The following is a 24,395-nucleotide window of genomic DNA, read 5'->3' as shown; positions in this document are numbered from 1 at the left end:
TCCGGCACTGGTTGCCTGATGCAACGCTTGCGCGTCTTATCAGGCCTACAGTTTACGCATTACGTTGCAACAACATCGACTTGATATGGCCGATGGCGCGCGTCGGGTTCAGCCCCTTCGGACATACACTGACGCAGTTCATGATGCTGTGACAGCGGAATACGCTGAATGCATCGCTCAAACCGTCGAGGCGGCTGTCAGTCTCGGTATCACGGCTATCGATCAGGAAACGATATGCCGCTAACAAGCCTGCCGGGCCGATAAACTTATCGGGATTCCACCAGAAAGACGGACAAGAGGTTGAACAACATGCGCAGAGAATACATTCATACAGCCCGTCGAGTTTTTCGCGCTGCTCTGGCATCTGTAAATGCTCGCGAGCTGGCGGATTTTGTCCATTATTCAACAGGTAAGGCTTAATTTTCTCATATTGCGCATAGAATTGTCCCATGTCTACCACCAAATCGCGGATCACCGGTAAACCTGGCAGCGGGCGAATCACAATCTTCTTGCCCGGCTGGTTGAGTGCCGAAATCGGGGTAATACAGGCCAGACCATTCTTGCCGTTCATGTTCAGACCGTCGGAACCGCACACACCTTCACGGCAGGAGCGGCGGAACGACAGGCTGGGATCTTTCTCTTTCAGCTGGATAAGCGCATCCAGCAGCATCATGTCGCGACCTTCTTCCGCTTCCAGGGTGTAATCCTGCATACGCGGAGCATCATCAACATCCGGGTTATAGCGATAAATTGAAAACTCGAGTCTCATTTTCCTGTCTCCGCATTAGTAAGTACGAATCTTCGGCGGGAATGCCGGGCGCAGTTTCGGTTCCATGTTGACGCTTCGGCGCGTCATGGATTCCGACTCAGGCAGATACAGGGAGTGGCACAGCCAGTTTTCATCATCACGATCCGGGAAGTCGAAGCGGCTATGTGCGCCACGGCTTTCGGTACGGAAGTTGGCAGAAACAGCCGTTGCATACGCCGTTTCCATCAGGTTATCCAGTTCCAGGCACTCAACGCGCTGGGTGTTGAACTCGCTGGAAGTGTCATCCAGACGGGCATTTTTCAGACGCTCGCGGATCACTTTCAACTGCTCAAGCCCTTTCGCCATCGCATCACCTTCACGGAAGACCGAGAAGTTATGCTGCATACATTCTTGCAGCGCTTTACGGATCGCCACCGGATCTTCACCGTTACGATTATTGTTCCACCGGTTCAGGCGATCCAGAGACGCTTCAACATCAGACTCGCTGGCATCGTGCAGTGCGCCCTGCTCGGCGATAGACTCTTGCAGATGCAGACCTGCCGCGCGACCAAAGACCACCAGGTCCAGCAGCGAGTTGCCGCCCAGACGGTTAGCGCCGTGTACCGATACACAAGCGATTTCACCAACGGCAAACAGTCCCGGAACAACCACATCTTCGCCTTTCTCATTCACAGTCAGCGCCTGACCGGTAACTTTGGTCGGAATACCGCCCATCATGTAGTGACAGGTTGGGATAACCGGAATCGGCTCTTTCACCGGATCGACGTGAGCGAAGGTACGGGAAAGCTCCAGGATACCCGGCAGACGGGATTCGAGAACTTCTTTACCCAGGTGATCGAGTTTCAGTTTCGCGTGTGGCCCCCACGGACCATCACAGCCGCGACCTTCACGGATTTCAATCATGATGGAACGCGCCACCACATCACGGCCCGCCAGGTCTTTGGCGTTCGGCGCATAACGCTCCATAAAGCGTTCGCCATGTTTGTTCAGCAGATAACCGCCTTCACCACGGCAACCTTCGGTGACCAGTACGCCCGCACCGGCAATGCCGGTCGGGTGGAATTGCCACATTTCCATATCCTGCACCGGTACGCCTGCGCGGATAGCCATGCCGACACCGTCGCCAGTGTTAATGTGGGCGTTAGTGGTGGACTGATAAATACGCCCTGCTCCGCCAGTCGCCAGCACGGTAGCGCGGGCTTTGAAATAAACCACTTCACCGGTTTCGATGCACAGTGCGGTACAACCCACCACCGCGCCATCCTGGTTTTTCACCAGATCCAGCGCATACCACTCGGAGAAAATGGTGGTGTGGTTTTTCAGGTTCTGCTGATAAAGCGTGTGCAACAGTGCGTGACCGGTACGGTCAGCAGCCGCCGCAGTGCGTGCCGCCTGCTCGCCGCCGAAGTTTTTCGACTGACCGCCAAACGGACGTTGATAGATACGACCATCATCGAGACGCGAGAACGGCAGGCCCATGTGTTCGAGTTCCAGAATCGCTTCCGGCCCGGTTTTACACATATATTCAATCGCGTCCTGGTCACCGATATAGTCCGACCCTTTTACGGTGTCGTACATATGCCATTCCCAGTTATCTTCATGGGTATTACCCAGCGCAACGGTAATGCCGCCTTGCGCAGAAACGGTATGGGAACGGGTCGGGAAGACTTTAGAGAGCAGGGCACAGGTCTGGCCGCTCTGGGAAATTTGCAGCGCCGCGCGCATACCTGCGCCACCGGCACCAATCACAACTGCATCAAATTCTCTGACTGGCAATTTCATCACACACCCCACACCACAACGAATCCATAAATCACGTAAACCACCAGTGCAACGACAATCACCAGTTGCAGCATCAGGCGCAAGGCCAGCGGTTTAACGTAGTCGGTCAACACCTGCCACATGCCGATCCAGGCATGAATCAAGATAGAAAACAGCGCCAGCAGGGTGAACACTTTGGTGAACGCAGAGGCGAAGAAACCGATCCAGACTTCATATGTCAGTTCGCCACTGGTGGCGAAAAAACCGACCATATAAATGATGTAGAGCGTCAGGACGATAGCGGTAGCGCGAACGAGGATGAAATCATGTACGCCATTGCGTCCTAATGCGGAGGCGTTGCTTACCATACGAGGACTCCTGCGAGAAGTGAAAGCACGACAGTAATAACAAAGGAGATTTTGGCGGAGCGTTTACCCGCTTCGAATGTTTCTTCCAGATAGCCAAAATCCATCATCATGTGGCGAATACCTACGACGACGTGATACGCCAGAGCGGTAAGGATGCCCCACATGATAAATTTGACGAAGAAGCTGCCCATAATCGCGGAAGCTTGCTCGAAACCTTCAGGGGAAGAGAGGCTGGTACCCAGAAGCCACTGCAGGATGCCCACTGCAACAAAGGTGATCACACCGGAAACGCGATGGAGAATGGACGCTATCGCCGTGATGGGGAACCGGATGGTCTGTAGGTCCAGATTAACAGGTCTTTGTTTTTTCACATTTCTTATCATGAATAACGCCCACATGCTGTTCTTATTATTCCCTGGGGACTACGGGCACAGAGGTTAACTTTCTGTTACCTGGAGACGTCGGGATTTCCTTCCTCCGGTCTGCTTGCGGGTCAGACAGCGTCCTTTCCATAACTGCGCGTCATGCAAAACACTGCTTCCAGATGCGAAAACGACACGTTACAACGCTGGGTGGCTCGGGATTGCAGGGTGTTCCGGAGACCTGGCGGCAGTATAGGCTGTTCACAAAATCATTACAATTAACCTACATATAGTTTGTCGGGTTTTATCCTGAACAGTGATCCAGGTCACGATAACAACATTTATTTAATTTTTAATCATCTAATTTGACAATCATTCAACAAAGTTGTTACAAACATTACCAGGAAAAGCATATAATGCGTAAAAGTTATGAAGTCGGTATTTCACCTAAGATTAACTTATGTAACAGTGTGGAAGTATTGACCAATTCATTCGGGACAGTTATTAGTGGTAGACAAGTTTAATAATTCGGATTGCTAAGTACTTGATTCGCCATTTATTCGTCATCAATGGATTCTTTACCTGCAAGCGCCCAGAGCTCTGTACCCAGGTTTTCCCCTCTTTCACAGAGCGGCGAGCCAAATAACAAACGGGTAAAGCCAGGTTGATGTGCGAAGGCAAATTTAAGTTCCGGCAGTCTTACGCAATAAGGCGCTAAGGAGACCTTAAATGGCTGATACAAAAGCAAAACTCAACCTCAACGGGGACACAGCTGTTGAACTGGATGTGCTGAAAGGCACGCTGGGTCAAGATGTTATTGATATCCGTACTCTCGGTTCAAAAGGTGTGTTCACCTTTGACCCAGGCTTCACTTCAACCGCATCCTGCGAATCTAAAATTACTTTTATTGATGGTGATGAAGGTATTTTGCTGCACCGCGGTTTCCCGATCGATCAGCTGGCGACCGATTCTAACTACCTAGAAGTTTGTTACATCCTGCTGAATGGTGAAAAACCGACTCAGGAACAGTATGACGAATTTAAAACTACGGTGACCCGTCATACCATGATCCACGAGCAGATTACCCGTCTGTTCCACGCTTTCCGTCGCGACTCACATCCAATGGCAGTCATGTGTGGTATTACCGGCGCGCTGGCGGCGTTCTATCACGACTCGCTGGATGTTAACAATCCTCGTCATCGTGAAATTGCCGCGTTCCGCCTGCTGTCGAAAATGCCGACCATGGCCGCGATGTGTTACAAGTATTCCATTGGTCAGCCATTTGTTTATCCGCGCAACGATCTCTCCTATGCCGGTAACTTCCTGAATATGATGTTCTCCACGCCGTGCGAACCGTATGAAGTTAATCCGATTCTGGAACGTGCTATGGACCGTATTCTGATCCTGCACGCTGACCATGAACAGAACGCCTCTACCTCCACCGTGTGTACCGCTGGCTCTTCGGGGGCGAACCCGTTTGCCTGTATCGCAGCAGGTATTGCTTCACTGTGGGGACCTGCGCACGGTGGTGCTAACGAAGCGGCGCTGAAAATGCTGGAAGAAATTAGCTCCGTTAAACACATTCCGGAATTTGTTCGTCGTGCGAAAGATAAAAATGATTCTTTCCGCCTGATGGGCTTCGGTCACCGCGTGTACAAAAATTACGACCCGCGCGCCACCGTAATGCGTGAAACCTGCCATGAAGTTCTGAAAGAGCTGGGCACCAAAGATGACCTGCTGGAAGTGGCTATGGAGCTGGAAAACATCGCGCTGAACGACCCGTACTTTATCGAGAAGAAACTGTACCCGAACGTCGATTTCTACTCTGGTATCATCCTGAAAGCGATGGGTATTCCGTCTTCCATGTTCACCGTCATTTTCGCAATGGCACGTACCGTTGGCTGGATCGCCCACTGGAGCGAAATGCACAGTTACGGTATGAAGATTGCCCGTCCGCGTCAGCTGTATACAGGATATGAAAAACGCGACTTTAAAAGCGATATCAAGCGTTAATGGTTGATTGCTAAGTTGTAAATATTTTAACCCGCCGTTCAAATGGCGGGTTAATTTTTATATGCCTAAACACAAAAAATTGTAAAAATAAAATCCACTATCGGACATTCATATATTCTAAAAAAAAATACATCGGTATAAATTATAAACAAATAGATGATTTTTAATCATCTATCTTCCTCTCAGTTACATGAATAAACCACCAAATATAGCGCACCCCTATAATTCCCAATACTTTATTCATCAAACATTTAATTCATACCATCAATTAATTACTTTTACATTTAATAAAATTAATAATATTTTTAAGAAAAACTAAAAACATTCGACAATCAAATAAGATATTCTTGCACCGATATACTTTTTTCTTTTCTGTTAAAGGACTCAGTTATGTTTAAAGGACAAAAAACATTGGCCGCACTGGCCGTATCTCTGCTGTTCACAGCACCTGTTTATGCGGCTGATGAAGGATCCGGTGAAATTCACTTTAAAGGTGAAGTTATTGAAGCACCGTGTGAAATACATCAGGATGATATTGATAAAGAGGTTGAACTCGGTCAGGTGACCACCAGCCACATTAATCAGTCACATCACAGCGATGCCGTTGCTGTCGACCTGCTCTTAGTCAACTGTGATCTGGAAAACTCCAGCAACGGTTCCGGTGGCAAGATTTCTAAAGTTGCAGTCACCTTTGATAGCTCAGCGAAAACCACCGGCGCAGATCCGATTCTCAACAACACCAGCACGGGTGAAGCCACCGGCGTCGGCGTACGTTTAATGAATAAAGATCAAAGCAATATCGTTTTAGGCACCGCTACTCCAGATATCGACCTGGCTCCGACCTCCAGCGAACAAACGCTGAATTTCTTTGCCTGGATGGAACAAATTGATCAGGCTACACCTGTAACGCCAGGCGCAGTTACGGCGAATGCAACCTACGTGCTGGATTATAAATAAGTATTACTTTGGCGGCGCTATCGCCGCCTTTCATAAAATATTTATCAGGTATGGACACCGTGAATATTTATCGACTCTCTTTTGTATCCTGCCTGGTCGTGGCGATGCCTTGCGCATTGGCGGTCGAATTCAATCTGAATGTTCTCGATAAATCAATGCGCGACCGCATTGATATTTCATTATTAAAGGAAAAAGGAGTCATTGCTCCCGGTGAGTATTTTGTTAGCGTTGCGGTAAATAATAACCAAATCAGTAACGAGCAAAAGATTAACTGGCACAAAAATGACGATAAAACCATTCCGTGCATCAATGATTTACTGGTCGATAAATTTGGCTTAAAACCTGAAGTCCGTCAGTCGTTACCATTGATAAATCAGTGCGTCGATTTTAGCTCCCGACCTGAAATGCTCTTCAATTTCGATCAAGCCAATCAGCAACTGAATATTAGTATTCCGCAAGCCTGGCTGGCGTGGCACTCAGAAAACTGGACCCCACCCTCCACATGGAAAGAAGGTGTCGCCGGTGTCCTGATGGATTACAACTTGTTTGCCAGCAGCTACCGCCCACAGGATGGCAGCAGCAGCACTAATCTTAACGCCTATGGAACAGCCGGAATCAACACGGGGGCATGGCGCTTACGCAGTGATTATCAGTTGAATCATACTGATAGCGATGATAACCATGAACAGTCAGGCGAAATATCACGTACCTATCTTTTTCGCCCGTTACCGCAATTAGGTTCAAAATTAACCCTCGGCGAAACGGATTTTAGTCCCAATATTTTCGACGGTTTTTCTTATACCGGCGCGGCACTGGCAAGTGACGATCGAATGTTGCCATGGGAACTACGCGGCTACGCCCCACAAATTAGCGGTATTGCACAGACCAATGCCACGGTGACGATCAGTCAATCAGGCCGCGTCATTTACCAGAAAAAAGTCCCACCAGGCCCATTTATCATTGACGACCTTAATCAGTCTGTTCAGGGCACACTGGATGTCAAAGTGACGGAAGAAGATGGTCGGGTGAACAATTTCCAGGTTTCAGCAGCATCGACGCCCTTCCTGACTCGTCAGGGACAGGTTCGCTATAAACTGGCCGCGGGTCAGCCACGGCCCTCCATGTCACATCAAACTGAAAATGAAACCTTTTTTAGCAATGAAGTTTCCTGGGGGATGCTGTCAAACACCTCGCTGTACAGCGGCCTGCTGCTTTCTGGTGATGACTACCATTCTGCCGCAATGGGTATTGGGCAAAATATGCTGTGGCTTGGTGCGCTGTCGTTTGATGTCACGTGGGCCAGTAGCCATTTTGATACTCAGCAGGACGAGCGGGGCTTAAGCTACCGTTTTAATTACAGCAAACAAGTGGATGCCACTAACAGCACGATTTCCCTCGCCGCTTATCGTTTCTCCGATCGTCATTTTCACAGCTACGCCAACTATCTGGATCACAAATACAACGACAGCGATGCGCAGGACGAAAAACAGACGATCAGCTTATCTGTGGGCCAACCGATTACCCCACTAAACCTCAATCTTTACGCCAACCTGCTACATCAAACCTGGTGGAATGCAGACGCCTCCACGACCGCCAACATCACGGCAGGTTTTAATGTTGATATTGGTGACTGGAGAGATATCTCTATTTCTACGTCATTCAATACAACCCATTACGAAGATAAAGATCGCGACAACCAGATTTACCTGTCGATTTCGCTCCCCTTCGGTAACGGTGGTCGGGTTGGCTATGACATGCAAAACAGTAGCCACAGCACCACACACCGCATGTCGTGGAACGATACGCTGGATGAACGTAATAGCTGGGGCATGTCTGCCGGACTGCAATCCGACCGTCCTGACAATGGAGCCCAGGTGAGCGGTAACTATCAGCACCTGAGTTCAGCGGGTGAGTGGGATATTTCTGGTACCTATGCCGCCAATGATTACAGTTCCGTCAGCAGCAGCTGGAGCGGTTCTTTCACCGCAACCCAATATGGTGCAGCGTTTCATCGCCGCAGCTCCACCAATGAACCACGCCTGATGGTCAGCACCGATGGCGTGGCAGATATTCCGGTTCAGGGCAATCTCGACTACACCAACCATTTTGGCATTGCGGTGGTGCCGTTGATTTCCAGTTACCAGCCTTCCACCGTGGCGGTGAACATGAATGACTTACCCGACGGCGTAACAGTTGCAGAAAACGTTATCAAAGAAACGTGGATTGAAGGCGCGATAGGTTACAAATCACTGGCTTCCCGTTCCGGTAAAGACGTTAACGTCATCATTCGCAACGCCAGCGGTCAGTTTCCTCCCCTCGGAGCGGATATCCGCCAGGATGACAGCGGCATTAGCGTGGGGATGGTTGGCGAGGAAGGACATGCCTGGTTAAGCGGAGTCGCTGAAAATCAAAAGTTTACCGTGGTCTGGGGTGATAGCCAGCATTGCTCGCTCCATCTTCCTGAACATATGGAAGACACCGCAAATCGCCTGATTTTACCTTGTCATTAATTAAGGAAATGAAAATGACATTTATGAAAGGACTACCCCTTTTGTTGTTGGTTGCCAGTCTGTGCAGCCACGCTGCACTACAACCCGATCGCACTCGTATTGTGTTTAACGCTAATGATAAAGCTACCAGTCTGCGGGTGGATAATCGTAGCGATAAACTCCCCTACCTCGCTTATTCCTGGCTCGAAAATGAAAAAGGGGAGAAAAGCGATGATCTTCTGGTCGCCCTGCCGCCGATACAACGTCTGGAACCGAAAGCAACAACACAGGTACGGATAGTAAAGCAAGCCTCGACCACAAAATTACCGGGCGATCGCGAAACGCTATTTTTCTACAATATGCGTGAAATTCCTCCCGCCCCGGAAAAAAACAGCGACCATGCCGTTCTGCAAGTCGCCATTCAGAGTCGTATCAAGGTGTTCTGGCGACCGGCTGCATTACGCAAGAAAGCAGGAGAAAAGGTCGAACTGCAGTTACAGGTCAGCCAGCAGGGCAACCAACTGACACTGAAAAATCCTACCGCGTATTATCTGACCATTGCCTACCTGGGACGAAATGAAAAAGGCGTTCTCCCCGGCTTCAAAACCGTGATGGTTGCGCCTTTTAGTACGGTCAACACAAACACCGGAAATTATAGCGGCAGCCAGTTTTATCTCGGTTATATGGATGATTACGGCGCGTTACGCATGACGACGCTCAACTGCAGCGGACAATGCCATTTACAAGCCGTGGAGGCGAAGAAATGAGTGCTGGCAAGGGAGTGTTGCTCGTCATCTGTCTGTTATTTCTGTCGTTGAAGTCTGCGCTTGCCCTGAACTGCTACTTTGGTTCATCCGGTGGCTCGGTAGAAAAATCAGAAGCGATTCAACCTTTTGCTGTACCAGGCAATGCCAAACTCGGCGATAAGATCTGGGAATCTGACGATATTAAAATAAGATCTGGGAATCTGACGATATTAAAATTCCCGTCTATTGTGACAACAATACCAACGGCAACTTTGAAAGCGAACATGTCTACGTATGGGTAAACCCCTACCCGGGGGTGCAGGATCGTTATTATCAACTCGGAGTAACTTACAATGGCGTTGATTATGACGCCAACCAGGGAAAAAGCCGCATCGACACTAACCAGTGTATCGACAGTAAGAACATTGACATTTATACCCCTGATGGGATGGCAGAACAAAATTTGCTCGGGTGATCCCGCTAATATTCACATGTCGCGAACCTTTCTCGCTCGCATGCGGTTATACGTCAAAATACGAGAAATGCCGCCGCATGATTATCAAAGTACGCTTAGCGACTATATCGTCGTGCAATTTGACGGTGCCGGTAGCGTTAACGAAGACCCTACTGCCCAAAACCTGAAATATCATATTACTGGTCTGGAAAACATTCGCGTGCTGGATTGCAGCGTCAATTTTTCCATTTCACCGGAAACACAGATGATTGATTTTGGTAAATTTAATTTGCTGGATATTCGTCGCCACACAATGTCGAAAACATTCAGTATTAAGACGACAAAATCACAAAATGACCAATGCACCGACGGATTTAAAGTCAGTTCCTCCTTTTATACCGAAGAAACGTTGGTTGAAGAAGATAAAGCATTGTTGATTGGTAATGGTCTGAAGCTACGTTTGCTGGATGAAAACGCCTCGCCTTATACCTTCAATAAATATGCTGAATACGCCGATTTCACCAGCGACATGTTGGTCTACGAAAAAACCTATACAGCTGAACTTTCGTCCATTGCAGGTACCCCCATCGAGGCTGGGCCCTTCGATACAGTGGTGCTTTTTAAAATTAACTATAACTGATTTGCCATGATGCCCTTTGCAGCCGGAAAGGGCATCTCTTTCAGAAAATTGCTGATTTTCCCCTTTTCCTTGATTGCTGTTATTTTTTCCTAGCCCGGCTTTCTTTATGCTGTATCGATACACCAAAGAGAAAATAATGAGGGAGCGAAGGATGCCAGTTTTGCAGTGGGGAATGTTATGTGTGCTATCACTTCTCCTTTCTATTGGTTTCCTCGCGGTACATCTCCCGGCGGCGCTATTACTTGGGCCGATGATCGCCGGGATCATCTTCAGTATGCGCGGAATTACTCTGCAACTTCCCCGCTCCGCTTTTCTCGCCGCGCAGGCCATTCTTGGCTGCATGATTGCGCAAAACCTCACTGGTTCGATTCTCACCACGCTGGCCGCCAACTGGCCGATCGTGCTTGCTATTTTACTGGTGACGCTGCTTTCCAGCGCCATCGTGGGTTGGTTATTGGTGCGCTATAGCTCACTGCCTGGAAATACCGGTGCCTGGGGTTCTTCTCCAGGCGGCGCAGCGGCAATGGTCGCTATGGCGCAAGATTACGGCGCAGATATTCGCCTGGTGGCGTTTATGCAATATCTGCGAGTGCTGTTCGTCGCGGGGGCCGCTGTTCTGGTCACCCGCATGATGCTGGGTGATAACGCTGAAGCGGTTAACCAGCAAATCGTCTGGTTCCCGCCAGTGAGCATTAATCTCCTGCTTACGATTTTGCTCGCAGTCGTTGCCGGTACGGCGGGATGCATGCTGCGTCTTCCTTCCGGCACGATGCTCATCCCGATGCTGGCGGGCGCAGTGCTCCAGTCTGGTCAGCTCATCACCATCGAACTACCGGAATGGCTGCTGGCGATGGCGTATATGGCAATTGGCTGGCGGATTGGTCTTGGTTTCGATAAACAAATCTTACTGCGGGCACTACGCCCGCTACCGCAAATCCTGCTGTCGATTTTTGCTCTGCTGGCTATTTGTGCAGGTATGGCGTGGGGACTGACCCGGTTTATGCATATTGATTTTATGACTGCCTACCTCGCCACCAGTCCCGGCGGGCTTGATACCGTGGCGGTCATCGCCGCAGGGAGCAATGCCGATATGGCGCTTATTATGGCGATGCAAACCCTGCGCCTGTTCAGTATTTTGCTGACGGGGCCAGCCATTGCGCGGTTTATTTCAACCTATGCGCCGAAGCGGTCGGCCTAGTGCTGGCAGCCTGGACACCAGTAAAACGGGCGCGAGGACAACGTGGTTTTCTCAATGATGCCGCCACAGCGTTCGCACAGTTCGCCATCACGATGAAAAACCTTAAAGCGAAACAGCGCCCCATGATGCTTATTCTCATCCACCTGCCCCCGCGTAGCGTAAGAAAACCGAGGAATCTCCAGTAACGCGTGTGCGAGTGCATCCAGTTGCGCCGCATTGAGATCTTTCGCTTTATGATTTCCAGTCAACCCAACCTGCCAGAGGATCTCCACCCGCAAATAATTGCCAAGCCCAGCCAGAAACGCCTGATCGAGCAGTAATCCTGCAAACTGACGGTTACGAAAGCGCGGCGACAATAACCGTTCCTTTACCACCTCCGGCGTCAGATTCGGATCCAGCACATCGGGACCAACGCGTTGTAAAAACGGATGCGTGGTCAGTTGTTCCGGCCTCAACATCTCAATATCCGAGGCGCTATAAAGCAGAATGGTTTTGTCAGCCGTTTGCAGTTTTACCCGCAATACTCGCGTGGTCTGCGGCTCTTCGCCGGTATCAACCACGCGCCAGACGCCGTAAAGCTGATTATGGCTGTAGAGCGTTAAACCGTTGGGAAAATGAGTTAACAACGCCTTACCACGCGTTTCCACATGGGTAACGTGTTGACCGATAAGTTGTGATTGATAAGTTTTTAACTGCGGGAAGGCAAACCAGACATCAGTTAGTGGTTTGCCTTTGATCGCCGCCTCCAGGTTATCCGCTGCACGGCGGATCTCCGGGCCTTCAGGCATGGTGATATCCTTTTTTCATTCTTTATTAAGCGGGGTTATGCTGCGACAACAATCCCCTTTTTGGCAAATGTAGCTCGTAATCGGCGGGCGAACGCCAGAGCGTGCTCGCCGTCGCCATGCAGGCAGACCGTTTGCGCCGCGACCGTTGCCCATTCGCCGGTGATACTTTTGACTCTGCCGTGTTGCACCATCTCCAGCGTTTGCGCCAACGCCTGTTCTTCGTTTTCAATCAACGCGCCTGGCTGACTTCGCGGCACCAGCGAGCCGTCAGCCTGATAACCGCGATCGGCAAACACTTCCTCGCGCGTTGTCAGGCCATATTGCTTGCCTGCACGAATCAGCTCGCTTCCTGCCAGCCCAACGAGAACCAATGCCGGATCGCAAGCGTATACCGCTCTGGCGATGGCGTCTGCCAGTTGTGCTTCTTTCGCCGCCTGGTTGTACAACATGCCGTGCGGTTTGACATGACGCATTACGCCGCCTTGCGCACGGGCAATCGTTGCCAGCGCGCCAATTTGATACAGCGTCTGGGCGTAAACGGTTTCCGGCGGCAGCTGCATGGCGCTGCGACCAAAATTTTCCCTGTCGGGAAAACTCGGGTGAGCGCCAATCGCGACACCATTTTTTATTGCTTCACGCACGCAAGCCTGCATGGTTTGCGCATCGCCTGCATGAAATCCACAAGCAATATTGGCAGAGGAAACCAGCGTTAATAGCTCTGCGTCGCTGGCGCAGCCTTCGCCCAGATCGGCGTTCAGGTCAATTTTCATTGTGCAGCCGCCACGCTAATTGTTCAAAATAACGTTGCTGATCTTGCCGCGCTTTCAGTGCCTCTTCCAGTGAACACTGGACAAAATGAATCGGCTGACCGAGCGGAATTTGCGCCAGATGGTACATATCAGCCTCAATGATACAGGCAATACGTGGATAACCACCGGTGGTCTGTGCGTCGTTCATCAACACAATCGGCTGCCCGTTATGCGGCACCTGCACCACGCCCGGTAACAAACCGTGAGATAACAGTTCGCGATCGGTGATGCGTTTTAAAATTTGCCCCTGTAAACGATAGCCCATTCGGTTACTTTGCGAGCTAAGCTGCCAGGGCGAACGCCAGAATGCATCCTGCGAGGCGCGATCGAACTCATGATATTCCGGCCCCGGCAAGGCGCGAATGCGGTTGCCCCACAGCAGCTGTTTAACGCCCTGCGCTTCCATAAAATCACGCTTCGATTTGCCAATCGGGAGTCAGTCACCATCCTTCAGTAAACGGCCTTCCAGCCCGCCAATCCCCACTTTGAGATCGGTGCTGCATGACCCCATTACCGGCGGAACATCAATACCACCCGCGACCGCCAGATAACTGCGCATCCCGTGCTGCGGGCGTTTAAGCGTTAAACGCTGGCCTGCTTTCATCGGCAATCGCCAGCCGGTCCAGACGGCGTTATCATCCAACCGCGCTTCGCAACCTGCACCCGTCAGGGCAAACCACCCATCAGTTTCGAACTCAACTGTTAACTGACCGAGCGTGATCTCCAGCGCGGGGGCATTGGCGTCATTACCCACCAGCAGGTTAGCAATGCGCAGCGCAGGCATATCCAGTGCGCCACAGTGGCTGATACCCGACTGGCAAAAACCGTGACGACCGCCATCCTGCACAGTGGTGTACATGCCCGCACGAATAATCTTCAGCATATTCCCTCCTTCTGCGGTACAAATCGCACGCTGTCTCCCGGACGTAATAAGATGGGTTCGTCACGCGCCGGATCAAACAGGCTGAGTGAGGTATGACCAATCAACTGCCAGCCACCCGGCGTTGCCAGCGGATAAACACCAGTCTGCGGCCCGCCGATCCCGACAGAACCTGCCGGAACGAGCAAGCGCGGTTCAGCGCGCCGTGGCGTGTGTAGTTGTTCCGGCAAACTCCCGAGATACGGGAAGCCCGGTTGAAAACCTAAAAACCAGACCACGTATTCCACGGAGGAGTGCAATTCAACAACCTGTTTTTCGCTCAACCCGCAATACGCCGCGACCACCGCCAAATCCGGTCCGCCTGCACCACCGTAAACCACCGGAATTTCAATAAAGCGAGACTCAGGTTCCAGGGCCTCGCTCTCCTCCCACCAGCGTTGCAAACGCTCTATGGCATCCAGCGCCAGCGACTCAGGATTACGCAAAATCACCGTGATATTGTTCATGCCGGGAATGGCTTCAACCACATTCGGCATATCCACCAGACGCTGCGCCAGTCGCCAGATCCGTTTCTGGCTAGCCAGCGTCACCGGCGGTTCCAGTTCCAGCACTACCGCCGTTTCACCTATCAGATAACAACGCGCTCGTTGCACTTTCGATCCCTCTGATTATTCGTTATGCAGGATTAGGAATATCAATAAAGGTCACATCAAGATCGGTATTTTCATTCAGCCACTCGCTCAATGCGCGAATACCACCGCGTTCAGTGGCATGGTGACCTGCAGCATAAAAATGCAATCCCTGCTCGCGGGCTGAATGAATGGTCTGTTCAGAAACTTCGCCAGTAATAAAAGCATCCACGCCAAAACGCGCGGCGCTATCGATAAAACTTTGCCCGCCGCCCGTGCACCAGGCGACGCGCTGGACCACCTCAGGTCCGGTATCGCCACACCATAACGGCTTACGTCCCAGACGCGCTTCAATCCAGGAGGCTAGTTCCATTCCCGGCACAGGCATGGTCAGCTCTCCCCACGGCACCAACGGCTCAATTTCGCCCATGACCGTGATCCCCAGTAACGCCGCCAGCTGTGCGTTATTGCCCAGCTCAGGATGTGCGTCAAGCGGCAAATGCCAGCCATACAGGTTGATATCATTCGCCAGCAACGTTTTTAAACGGTTACGCTTCATTCCGCGAATGACCGGAGACTCTCCTTTCCAGAAGTAGCCATGATGCACAATGACCGCATCCGCGCCCAGACGCACTGCCTCATCGAGCAAAGCCTGGCTGGCGGTGACACCGGTAACAATTTTTTGCACCGTCTCTTTGCCTTCCACCTGCAAACCATTCGGCGCGTAATCACTAATCGCCGCGCTGTTCAGTTTTTCGTTAATCAGTTGTTCCAGTTCGGTGTTTTTCATCTTCGCGCCTTCCGTATTCTGATAGCTACACCGTTAACATAGCGTTACATCGCCTGTTCGTCGATAGCCAATCTTTTGACATATTAAGAAACAAACCCGACGCCAAAAGACGCAAATTGTTTATATCATCACGCTTCAGCTAATGTATATTTATGCAATCAGACAGCATATTGCATAAATAATCAGATCTGTATCAAAGTTTTAACTTTAAGGAAACACAAGCACGCCGCGCAACTATTACGTGACGTTGCCGTCAATTGTGGAATTATTATGAATAAACACGCATCACAACCGCGCGCTATTTACTATGTCGTTGCGCTGCAAATCTGGGAATATTTTAGCTTTTACGGCATGCGTGCCCTGCTGATTCTCTATCTCACCAATCAACTAAAATACAACGATACTCACGCCTACGAGTTATTTAGCGCCTACTGTTCGCTGGTGTATGTCACGCCAATCCTCGGTGGCTTTTTGGCGGATAAAGTTCTCGGCAATCGCATGGCGGTGATGCTGGGGGCGTTGTTGATGGCGATCGGTCATGTGGTGCTGGGTGCCAGTGAGATCCATCCGTCATTCCTCTATCTGTCCCTGGCGATTATCGTCTGCGGCTATGGCCTGTTTAAATCTAACGTAAGCTGTCTGCTCGGCGAGCTGTATGAGCCAACCGATCCGCGTCGTGATGGCGGTTTCTCGCTGATGTATGCGGCGGGTAACGTGGGGTCTATTATCGCACCTATCGCCTGTGGTTACGCCCAGGAAGAGTACAGCTGGGCGATGGGCTTTGGCCTGGCGGCGGTTGGAATGATCGCGGGTCTGGTCATTTTCTTATGTGGCAATCGTCATTTCACTCATACCCGCGGCGTTAACAAAAAAGTACTGCGTGCGACAAACTTTCTCCTGCCGAACTGGGGATGGCTGCTGGTTCTGCTGGTGGCAACGCCTGCACTGATTACCGTGCTGTTCTGGAAAGAGTGGTCGGTATACGCCTTAATTGTCGCGACTATTATTGGCCTGGGTGTACTGGCAAAAATTTATCGCAAAGCAGAAAACCAGAAACAGCGGAAGGAGCTGGGGCTGATTGTGACGCTCACCTTCTTCAGTATGTTGTTCTGGGCCTTCGCACAACAGGGCGGTAGCTCGATTAGCCTTTATATCGACCGCTTCGTTAACCGCGATATGTTTGGTTATACCGTTCCGACCGCGATGTTCCAGTCGATTAATGCCTTCGCAGTTATGCTGTGCGGTGTGTTCCTGGCGTGGGTGGTTAAAGAAAGCGTCGCAGGTAATCGTACCGTGCGCATCTGGGGAAAATTTGCTCTTGGCCTTGGCCTGATGAGCGCCGGATTCTGCATTCTGACCTTAAGCGCCCGCTGGTCCGCAATGTATGGTCACTCTTCTCTGCCACTGATGGTGTTAGGCCTCGCGGTGATGGGCTTTGCGGAACTGTTTATCGACCCGGTTGCCATGTCGCAAATTACGCGCATTGAAATTCCGGGCGTGACCGGCGTATTAACCGGCATCTACATGCTGCTTTCTGGCGCGATCGCGAACTATCTGGCGGGCGTGATTGCCGATCAGACATCGCAGGCTTCGTTTGATGCTTCCGGGGCGATCAACTACTCCATCAATGCATATATTGAAGTATTTGATCAAATTACCTGGGGCGCACTGGCGTGTGTAGGACTGGTACTGATGATTTGGCTGTATCAGGCGCTGAAATTCAGAAACCGCGCGCTGGCGCTGGAGTCATAATAGGCCAGCACCGATGCCTGATGCGACGCTTGACGCGTCTTATCAGGCCTACGTATTTCCTGCAATTTATTGAATTTGCACAAATTTGTAGGCTGGATTAGGCGTTCACGCCGCATCCGGCATCTGGGCTCGATTGCCTGACGCGTCTGTTATTTCCCCTTCCGCGCCGCCTCATACGCTGCCAACGTTTGTACTCTCGCCTCTTTGTGCTCGACTATCGGTTGCGGATAATCCAGCTTCACACCTGCTTTCTGCGCCCACTTCCACGGCTCATGCACCGCTTTCCCTGGTACATCGCGCAGCTCCGGTAACCATCGACGAATAAACTCGCCCTCACGGTCAAATTTCTCGCCCTGAGTTATCGGATTGAAAATACGAAAATACGGCGCAGCATCAGTACCCGTAGAAGCCGCCCACTGCCAGCCACCGTTATTAGCTGCCAAATCACCATCAATCAGCTGCGACATGAAATATCGCTCGCCTTCGCGCCAGTCGATCAACAAATCTTTCACCAGAAAACTGGCTGTAATCATCCGTAGCCGGTTATGCATCCAGCCAGTGCTGTTAAGCTGACGCATAGCGGCATCAATAATCGGGTATCCCGTTTTGCCTTTCTGCCAGGCCTGTAAATGTGCGGGATTGCTTTGCCACTGCACACGATCCGTCCAGGCAATAAATGGACGATGTTTACACAACGAGGGGTAATACGTCATCAGATGACGGTAGAACTCGCGCCAGATCAGCTCACTAAGCCAGACACTACCGGCCCCACCGTCCAGCGCCTGCGGCTGTTCCGCCAACAAGCGATGCAAACACTGGCGAGGCGATAACCCGCCCGTTGCCAAGCTGGCGGACAAACGGCTGGTGCCTTCCACTGCCGGAAAATCTCGTTGTTGCTCATACTCTCCAGCACCGTTCTCGCAAAACTGGCGTAATTGCGCAATCGCCGCTTTTTCTTCCACCGGGAAATGCGCAGTATCGAAAGACTGACGAGGATAATTCAGCGTAATGGATGGCGCGGGCTTTATCGATCCGCTACTACGAACTTTTGGTGCAGCGACGCACTCCGGCATCCCTTCCCGCAGCCGTTTCAGCCAGGCATTCTTAAAAGGCGTAAAGACTTTGTACATCTCGTGATTGCCGGTCATCACCGCCCCCGGCGGCAGGATCACGCTGTCATCAAATCCTTCACACACCACGTTACGCAGCGCTCTTTCAACGTCCACATCCCGCGCTCGCTCATTCACCTCATACTGATAGTTATAAAAAAGATGAGTAACGCTGTTTTCCGCGCACACCTGTTTAACTATTTCGACACTGGCGACAAAGTCATCCACTTCACGGAACAATAAAGGAATACCTTTTTCCGCCAGCGCGATTTGTAGCCCATTCAGTTGAGCATTGATAAGTTCAGCCTGACGCGGCGACATGTTATGCGTCTCCCACTTGCGTGGTGTAGCGATATACAGCGCCAGCACGCGTGCAGACGAATTGCGGCAGGCGGCAGCCAGTGCGAGATTATCGTGCAGACGTAAATCCTGGCGAAACCAGGCCAGATGGGTAGTCATAAAACTCCTGAATGGCGCAAGTTAATCACACGCGGCCAAAGTTCGAAATAACGCTGCCCTGAAAGCCAGGCGTCAGGATAAAGCGCCATATAGTGTTTGATACGCATCAGCGGCGCAAGAAGTGGTTGCTCGCCACGGCGATAACTGTCGATAAGCGCAGCCAGCTGCTGGCGTTCTGTGGAATCAATATGCGGGCGAAAATAACCCTGAACGTGCATCAAAACGTTGGTGTGATCGCGCGGGTTGGCGGGATGAGAAAGCAAAACAATTACGCGTTGGCGGTACTGGTTGTAAAAATCATCCAGATTTTGCCACTGATGAATATCAGCCACAAACGGGCCAAGTTTGCGGTACTCGGGCTGAGAATGGGCCAGAAAGACGAGTTTATAGCGGCTGTGATAATCGAGAAGCGCCCCGCGCGTTAAGCCATGTTCTTTCAGTCGATGTAACTCATGAAGGGCGAAGATACGGATTAGGGTGCTGTCATCAAATCGTTGTAGATTCATTACTGCTCCTGAACGGTATACAGGAGTAAGTGTAGGCGTTGGTAAATGATGTTTGTGAAGTTAATCCGCTAGCAGGGCAAGATTACGAAAGCGCGCTCCCCGCAAGCAACTAATCAAGGTAGTTAATCATGGCTGAACACGATATTACGCCAGAAGTCACTATTTCCAAAACACAGCGCCGCTATAAAGTCGGCTATGTCAGAGCCCGCCACCAGGACCGCAAAACCGGTATAGCCCGGTATTATTCACAACATCCCAGTCTGCACCTTAAGGGCGACTGGCTGAAAGAGGCCGGATTTGATACCGGACGGGGTGTCACGGTGAAGATTTCGGAGGGGGGCCTGACCATCATCGCTGACAGTGACGAGGTGCAGGAACTGCGGGATGGGATGTTTAGTGTGCTGAACGAAAGTTAAATATTAAAAAAGCTGGGAAGATTTAAAACCTTCCTAGCTTTTTATTCTGTCTTATTATAATGGATACTCATCATCTTCCGATGAATTTATAAATTGCTCCAAGTTTACATGAAGAGTACTTAACCTAGTTTTTAACTCATTAAGTGAAGCGATAATTTCATATTTTCCAACATAATCATATGATGGATCGTATTCATTATCTATGTCAGAAGCTAAAAATGATGATATTCGTAGTTTAAATTTAGCTTCATCTTTATTACATTCATTGGCATAAGGTGAATGCCCTATCATAGCATATTCATCTAATCTAAAAGGATAAGATGGTTTTAATTCATCGATCAATGAAATTTCAATCCATGTTCTATATCCAGGCATTAATGGACTAATTTCTTTGAGCAAAACCTTTCCACTTAATAATGTATTGAGATTGTTCATTATTATGTCTCCCACGGGAAAAATATATGTCTAACACTTCCACCATGTTGATGAACTTGTAAATGTGGTAAATCACCATCAGGATTTCCTGGCCCATGACCTGACACTCTATATGAAGGTTTTGTTACAGAAGGATCTTTTATATCATCCCAATGATATGAACCTGCTTTTGTTTTATTTTCAGTAAGATATTCCATTAAGTTCTTAGTGCTGGGGCCTGACTCACCTGTCATATTTTTATAATTATGACCTAAATATCTATCCATAAACAATTGTTCAGCGTCACTTCTAGACCTAACAGTAACTTTGGTTTCACTACTATCTAATAAACGATTCGCTTTTTGGTTACTAACAGCACATGGAGTTAATCCAAGTGGATCAGCATATTTTAGAGGATTAGGTGCATAACTGTAGAGATTTAAACCGCCTCTCAACCCTATCGGGTCAGTTACCATGAACCGCCCGACATCCGGATCATAGTACCTGTGCAGATTGTAGTGCAGCCCCGTTTCCCTGTCGAGGTACTGTCCCTGGTAGCGCAGGTTCTGCTCCACCCCGCCGTGGTCCTTCTCCTGTATCGTGTTACCCCAGACCTGATACCCCGTCTCCCACACGATTTTCCCGTCGCTGTCCGTCATCTCTTCCGGCGCGCCGTTCACATCCGTGTGAAAATACAGTATCCGGTTCGGGCCCTCTTTGCCCGCCTTATCCACCCGCGCCAGCGGTTCATAACTCCCCTGGTCCCTGTAGATGTACAGGCTGCCTGTTCCCTCCGGCCTGCTCTCCTGCGCCAGCCGCATTCCGTCCCATAAAAATTTTGTCCGGTTGTACGGCTTACCGTCAGGGCTGATGTGCTGTTTTTCCGTCCGCCTCCCCAGTGCATCGTACACATACCGGTATGTCCCCCGCGCTGTCGTCACTTCCACCATCCGGTGTTCCGCATCATAACGGTAACTCTGCGTTCCGCTCCGGCCCTCCTTTTCCACCGCACGGCCAAATTCGTCATAACGGTAGTGCACACCACGGTAAGACATCAGCCGGTTGAACGGCACCACGCTGTTTTCTGCCGTGGCCCTTTCCCCCGCGCGCCTCCCCAGCAGGTTTCCCGCCGCGTCCACCTCCGTTTCCGGCTGGTGCCACACCGGGTGCCACTGCGCCTGCTCCACCCGCCCCAGCGGGTCGTGCGTCTCCGTGATATGCCCCTGCAGGTCATACACATAGCGCCATTTGCCGCCCTGAGGGTCGGTCATCCCCAGCAACAGTCGTTCTTCGTCGCTCCAGCGGAATGTCGTCACCTGTCCGGCTTCGTCCTGGTACGCCGTCACCTGATTCTGCGCATCCCACTGGTGATAACGTGTGCGCCCCAGTCCGTCCGTCACGCACAGCCTGCGCTGCGCCAGGTCCCACGCCAGCCGGTACTGTTCACCGCTGTCCGTGTGGTGCCCCGTCACCCGCCATGCCGCGTCATCCGGACCTTCATACCAGCCCCACTGGTAATAATACCCTTCGCCGCCCGGCTGGCGGTGCAGCGTCATGCAGTGGTTTTCGTCGTAAGCAAACTCACGCAGCAGGTGCCCCGTGCTGTCGTACACGCCGTTCAGGTGGCCGGCCTCGTCATAGCTGTAACGACGCAGCAGTAAAGGTGCAGTCTCAGGGAAATGCTGATAAATCTGTGTCACCCGCCGGGGATGCGCCGCCAGTTCGTAATACAGACGGATGCACGGACGCTGCTGTTCGCCGCTGATTTCCACAATGCGGCCCCGGTCGTCGTAGTACAGATTCAGACAGTTGCTGTTACGGTCGCCCAGCATTTTCAGCCGCTGGCGCTGCGGGTGGTGCGGGTCAGCCTCAAACAGAAAACACTGCCCGTCATCGCTGCTGATAAGCCAGTGCCCCTGCTCACCACGCCTTACCGCCAGCCCTTCACCGGGGCTGTAAAACCCGCCCCCCGGCAGTACGGCTTCCATATCCAAGCGTCGCCCCATGCCCGACACAAAGGTCATGCAGTTTTCGTCTGCGCTACCCGGTGTGCACACGAGGCTGACTTCATACATTACACTCCAGCCCTGACCAAACATTCCTTCCGTACGTTCGTCACGACTGCTGTACACGCGCTGCCAGTCCAGCGGAAAGTGGCCCGGCAGACTGAAATCGAAGTCATCGTCATCGGCCAGGTATTTGGCCCCGGTGGCGGCATTGACCGGATGCGGAAGGGCACTGGTGGCCTTCTGCGTCAGCATGCTCATCCCGACACTGGCAGCAAAACAGGCGATTTTAGAAAGCATTTTGCCCGGGCGAAGAAACATCAGCGCCACGGTTGCCACCAGGGTTATCTGCGACCTGCCGCTTCTGATATCCCTGACCACCAGTAACGGACCGCCAATGCGCACATCCGGTGACACAAACGCCCCGTTCCCCGGCTCATTCACCACCCTGGCCTCGCAGGTACAGCGTGCCCCGCTGCGTGTCGCCGGCTGGCTGTTGATACGCACATCCCGCGCGCCTTCCGCGATATATTCCGCTGCGGGCGGCTCGTCATCGCCTTTGAACAGATTACTGATGCTGCCAATAACCGCATTCACTCCCTGAAAGGCGGTTTCCAGCATACCGCCCGGATTCAGCAGGTTAAGGGCCGTTCCCAGGGGGTCATCCAGAAAGGCGGCTTTTTTTTGTGCGAGAAACTGCGTCAGTGAGGAAGGATGTTTATGGCAGTCGATTTTATCGTCAGGGGTCGGGGTGGATCCCGGGGCCGCACTGGCCACAGTGGGCTGCCATAGTTCCGACACAAAATGTGTCACGCCATCCACCATTTCAGAACGCCCTTCTTCCGTACTGAGCTGGTCGTGCAGAGCCCGGGACATCAGCACAGGCCCTGTCACCGGGTTAACCGCCAGGGCTATGGCCCCCGCCATTTCCAGATATTCCCCGGCCACATCCCGGAACGTTCTGGCATCCTCCTGACGCTGCGCTTCTTCCTGTTCTGCCTTCGCCTGCGCTTCCTGCGCCTCTATGTCCTGCCGCGATGCCGCAGTCGCCGCTGCCCGCGCGGCAGGTTTGCTGTTGATCCATGTGTCACCAGAGCCGGTGAGGATGTAACCTTCAATCTGAGGCGGGAAAAGCATATTTGCGAGGGCTGAACAGGCTTCGCTGACCTTTTCTGTCACGCCGGTGTACACCATCGCCACACCCGCCACAAAACCGGTCAGCACGACGGCCGTGCACCCCATCGTGATCCCCACTGACGTCGCCAGTAACGAGGTTGTGCCGACAATGAGGGCATCAATAACGACATTTGCGGCCACCTCCAGCACCGCCCCCAGCACATCTGCCATAAACGACGTATGCAGCAGGGCATCACCCTGTCTTGCCGCCCAGAATGCCTCTTCCATGTCCCGTTCCCTGTATGATTAATTCGTCCTGACTTCCTGCCGCATCCTGAAGCGCAGATTCTTTTTAATTTCAGCCCAGCGCGTCATATCTGCCGGGGTCAGCGGTGTGGTTCTGGCGTAGGTGAAGGCCATCATGACCCGCTCACCCGGCAATACAAATGCCACCTGACACTGGTACACCTGCTCGTTACCCCGGAGAAACTGGCTCTGTATTTCCAAACCGCCTCGTTGAGATAATATTCCGTCATAATGTAAATAGTCCGTTTTAATAAAGGAATTATTTATTGACAGGTTCTGTTTTTTTAATCATGAATGTAATACCCATCACCGCTTTACAGCACACTTTATCTTTCCAGTCATAATCACTAATAATATTAAGCAATTAGCAATATTTACAACGACCAGAGCGGATACATAGTTATGTATTTAACAATCCCAATATATTCACTATGCAAATAAAACCACTAGTAACAGACACGCTACCGCCTCCATATAAAAATGGACACCTTATAAAATTGTATCTTGCATAGAAAAAGCTGAAATATCGGATGCGTTTTAATTATCAACTATAAATCTATAAGCTTTTTATTAACAACAAAAGGTAATGACTCCAACTTACTGATAGTGTTTTATGTTCAGATAATGCCCGATGACCTTGTCATGCAGCTCCACCGAT

General features: G+C 51.1%; 21 protein-coding genes and 3 pseudogenes. 9 read left to right on the top strand and 15 right to left on the bottom strand.

The features are described 5' to 3' along the window. Positions 1-52 precede the first annotated feature (52 nt). Genes sdhB through sdhC form a run of 4 tightly spaced genes read right to left on the bottom strand, consistent with a single transcriptional unit; the run spans position 53 to position 3,296 of the window. Positions 53-769, bottom strand: a complete 717-nt coding sequence (gene sdhB, locus ABZJ92_RS07945) for a succinate dehydrogenase iron-sulfur subunit SdhB (RefSeq protein WP_001235263.1) — start codon at positions 767-769, stop codon at positions 53-55. 15 nt (positions 770-784) lie between these two features. Continuing rightward, positions 785-2,551 carry a succinate dehydrogenase flavoprotein subunit gene (sdhA, locus tag ABZJ92_RS07940; protein ID WP_000775536.1) on the bottom strand — a complete coding sequence of 589 codons (1,767 nt, stop codon included), beginning with the start codon at positions 2,549-2,551 and terminating at the stop codon, positions 785-787. Next, a complete protein-coding gene (gene sdhD / locus ABZJ92_RS07935) occupies positions 2,551-2,898 on the bottom strand; it encodes a succinate dehydrogenase membrane anchor subunit (RefSeq protein WP_000254365.1) in 348 nt (115 codons plus the stop codon). The genes sdhA and sdhD overlap by 1 nt, the downstream gene beginning before the upstream one ends. Continuing rightward, complete coding sequence (gene sdhC / locus ABZJ92_RS07930; protein WP_000263349.1) at positions 2,892-3,296, bottom strand: succinate dehydrogenase cytochrome b556 subunit; 405 nt, start codon at positions 3,294-3,296, stop codon at positions 2,892-2,894. Before sdhC ends, sdhD begins: the two co-directional genes overlap by 7 nt. A gap of 380 nt (positions 3,297-3,676) precedes the next feature. Between sdhC and ABZJ92_RS07925 the strand changes: the two genes are divergently transcribed. From ABZJ92_RS07925 to ABZJ92_RS07895, 7 genes and pseudogenes are all read left to right on the top strand, one after another. Then, a complete protein-coding gene (locus ABZJ92_RS07925; protein ID WP_001305582.1) occupies positions 3,677-3,784 on the top strand; it encodes a hypothetical protein in 108 nt (35 codons plus the stop codon). A 205-nt stretch (positions 3,785-3,989) separates the two neighbouring features. Then, the gene (gltA, locus tag ABZJ92_RS07920; RefSeq protein ID WP_353765434.1) at positions 3,990-5,273 is read left to right on the top strand and encodes a citrate synthase; all 1,284 of its coding nucleotides are present in this window, start codon (positions 3,990-3,992) and stop codon (positions 5,271-5,273) included. Positions 5,274-5,663: 390 nt separating this feature from the next. Further along, positions 5,664-6,230: a fimbrial protein gene (locus tag ABZJ92_RS07915; RefSeq protein WP_000472417.1), complete on the top strand. Its 567-nt coding sequence runs from the start codon at positions 5,664-5,666 to the stop codon at positions 6,228-6,230. A gap of 50 nt (positions 6,231-6,280) precedes the next feature. After that, positions 6,281-8,740 (top strand): fimbria/pilus outer membrane usher protein, encoded by a 2,460-nt coding sequence (locus tag ABZJ92_RS07910; protein ID WP_005049401.1) that lies wholly within the window; start codon positions 6,281-6,283, stop codon positions 8,738-8,740. A gap of 14 nt (positions 8,741-8,754) precedes the next feature. Beyond that, a complete protein-coding gene (locus ABZJ92_RS07905) occupies positions 8,755-9,486 on the top strand; it encodes a fimbrial biogenesis chaperone (protein ID WP_000143529.1) in 732 nt (243 codons plus the stop codon). Then, positions 9,483-10,559 (top strand): annotated as a pseudogene (locus ABZJ92_RS07900) (fimbrial protein). Before ABZJ92_RS07905 ends, ABZJ92_RS07900 begins: the two are co-directional and overlap by 4 nt. A 151-nt stretch (positions 10,560-10,710) precedes the next feature. After that, entirely contained in the window at positions 10,711-11,757 is a 1,047-nt protein-coding gene (locus ABZJ92_RS07895) for an AbrB family transcriptional regulator (RefSeq protein WP_001297246.1), read from the top strand. Here ABZJ92_RS07895 and nei read toward each other — a convergent pair. From nei to ybgI, 5 genes and pseudogenes are all read right to left on the bottom strand, one after another. After that, complete coding sequence (gene nei / locus ABZJ92_RS07890) at positions 11,754-12,545, bottom strand: endonuclease VIII (protein WP_001114016.1); 792 nt, start codon at positions 12,543-12,545, stop codon at positions 11,754-11,756. The two genes, ABZJ92_RS07895 and nei, sit on opposite strands and share 4 nt — an antisense overlap. A 35-nt stretch (positions 12,546-12,580) precedes the next feature. Continuing rightward, a complete protein-coding gene (pxpA, locus tag ABZJ92_RS07885) occupies positions 12,581-13,315 on the bottom strand; it encodes a 5-oxoprolinase subunit PxpA (RefSeq protein ID WP_000687141.1) in 735 nt (244 codons plus the stop codon). Further along, positions 13,305-14,237 (bottom strand): annotated as a pseudogene (pxpC, locus tag ABZJ92_RS07880) (5-oxoprolinase subunit PxpC). Before pxpC ends, pxpA begins: the two are co-directional and overlap by 11 nt. After that, positions 14,231-14,887, bottom strand: a complete 657-nt coding sequence (pxpB, locus tag ABZJ92_RS07875) for a 5-oxoprolinase subunit PxpB (protein ID WP_001188346.1) — start codon at positions 14,885-14,887, stop codon at positions 14,231-14,233. Before pxpB ends, pxpC begins: the two are co-directional and overlap by 7 nt. A gap of 22 nt (positions 14,888-14,909) precedes the next feature. Continuing rightward, positions 14,910-15,653, bottom strand: a complete 744-nt coding sequence (ybgI, locus tag ABZJ92_RS07870; protein ID WP_000798874.1) for a radiation resistance protein YbgI — start codon at positions 15,651-15,653, stop codon at positions 14,910-14,912. 270 nt (positions 15,654-15,923) lie between these two features. Between ybgI and dtpD the strand changes: the two genes are divergently transcribed. Then, a complete protein-coding gene (gene dtpD / locus ABZJ92_RS07865) occupies positions 15,924-17,405 on the top strand; it encodes a dipeptide permease DtpD (protein WP_001032694.1) in 1,482 nt (493 codons plus the stop codon). A 149-nt stretch (positions 17,406-17,554) separates the two neighbouring features. On the opposite strand, the gene phrB is transcribed toward dtpD, so the two are convergent. Further along, positions 17,555-18,973 (bottom strand): deoxyribodipyrimidine photo-lyase, encoded by a 1,419-nt coding sequence (gene phrB, locus ABZJ92_RS07860; protein ID WP_000207079.1) that lies wholly within the window; start codon positions 18,971-18,973, stop codon positions 17,555-17,557. Then, positions 18,970-19,479: a YbgA family protein gene (locus tag ABZJ92_RS07855; RefSeq protein ID WP_001053303.1), complete on the bottom strand. Its 510-nt coding sequence runs from the start codon at positions 19,477-19,479 to the stop codon at positions 18,970-18,972. The genes phrB and ABZJ92_RS07855 overlap by 4 nt, the downstream gene beginning before the upstream one ends. 128 nt (positions 19,480-19,607) lie before the next feature. Here ABZJ92_RS07855 and ABZJ92_RS07850 point away from each other — a divergent pair, with 128 nt between their 5' ends. Continuing rightward, a complete protein-coding gene (locus ABZJ92_RS07850; protein ID WP_000807562.1) occupies positions 19,608-19,895 on the top strand; it encodes a SymE family type I addiction module toxin in 288 nt (95 codons plus the stop codon). Between the two features lie 54 nt (positions 19,896-19,949). On the opposite strand, the gene ABZJ92_RS07845 is transcribed toward ABZJ92_RS07850, so the two are convergent. The 4 genes and pseudogenes from ABZJ92_RS07845 to ABZJ92_RS07830 form a co-directional block, all read right to left on the bottom strand. Continuing rightward, positions 19,950-20,330, bottom strand: coding sequence for a hypothetical protein (locus ABZJ92_RS07845; protein WP_025715253.1), 381 nt, complete (start codon positions 20,328-20,330; stop codon positions 19,950-19,952). A 2-nt stretch (positions 20,331-20,332) separates the two neighbouring features. Then, positions 20,333-23,719 (bottom strand): RHS repeat-associated core domain-containing protein, encoded by a 3,387-nt coding sequence (locus ABZJ92_RS07840; RefSeq protein WP_000390557.1) that lies wholly within the window; start codon positions 23,717-23,719, stop codon positions 20,333-20,335. A gap of 18 nt (positions 23,720-23,737) precedes the next feature. Further along, positions 23,738-23,944: pseudogene (locus ABZJ92_RS07835) on the bottom strand (DcrB-related protein); the annotation flags it as partial. 390 nt (positions 23,945-24,334) lie between these two features. Next, the coding region (locus tag ABZJ92_RS07830; protein ID WP_071528444.1) for an IS1 family transposase at positions 24,335-24,395 on the bottom strand (61 nt) is incomplete at its 5' end.

It is taken from the genome of Shigella sp. FJ200513 (genome assembly GCF_040495915.1).
Taxonomy (GTDB): domain Bacteria; phylum Pseudomonadota; class Gammaproteobacteria; order Enterobacterales; family Enterobacteriaceae; genus ECMA0423.
The sequence above is the reverse complement of the archived record's forward strand: the minus strand, read 5'-3'. Positions and strand labels throughout refer to the sequence as shown.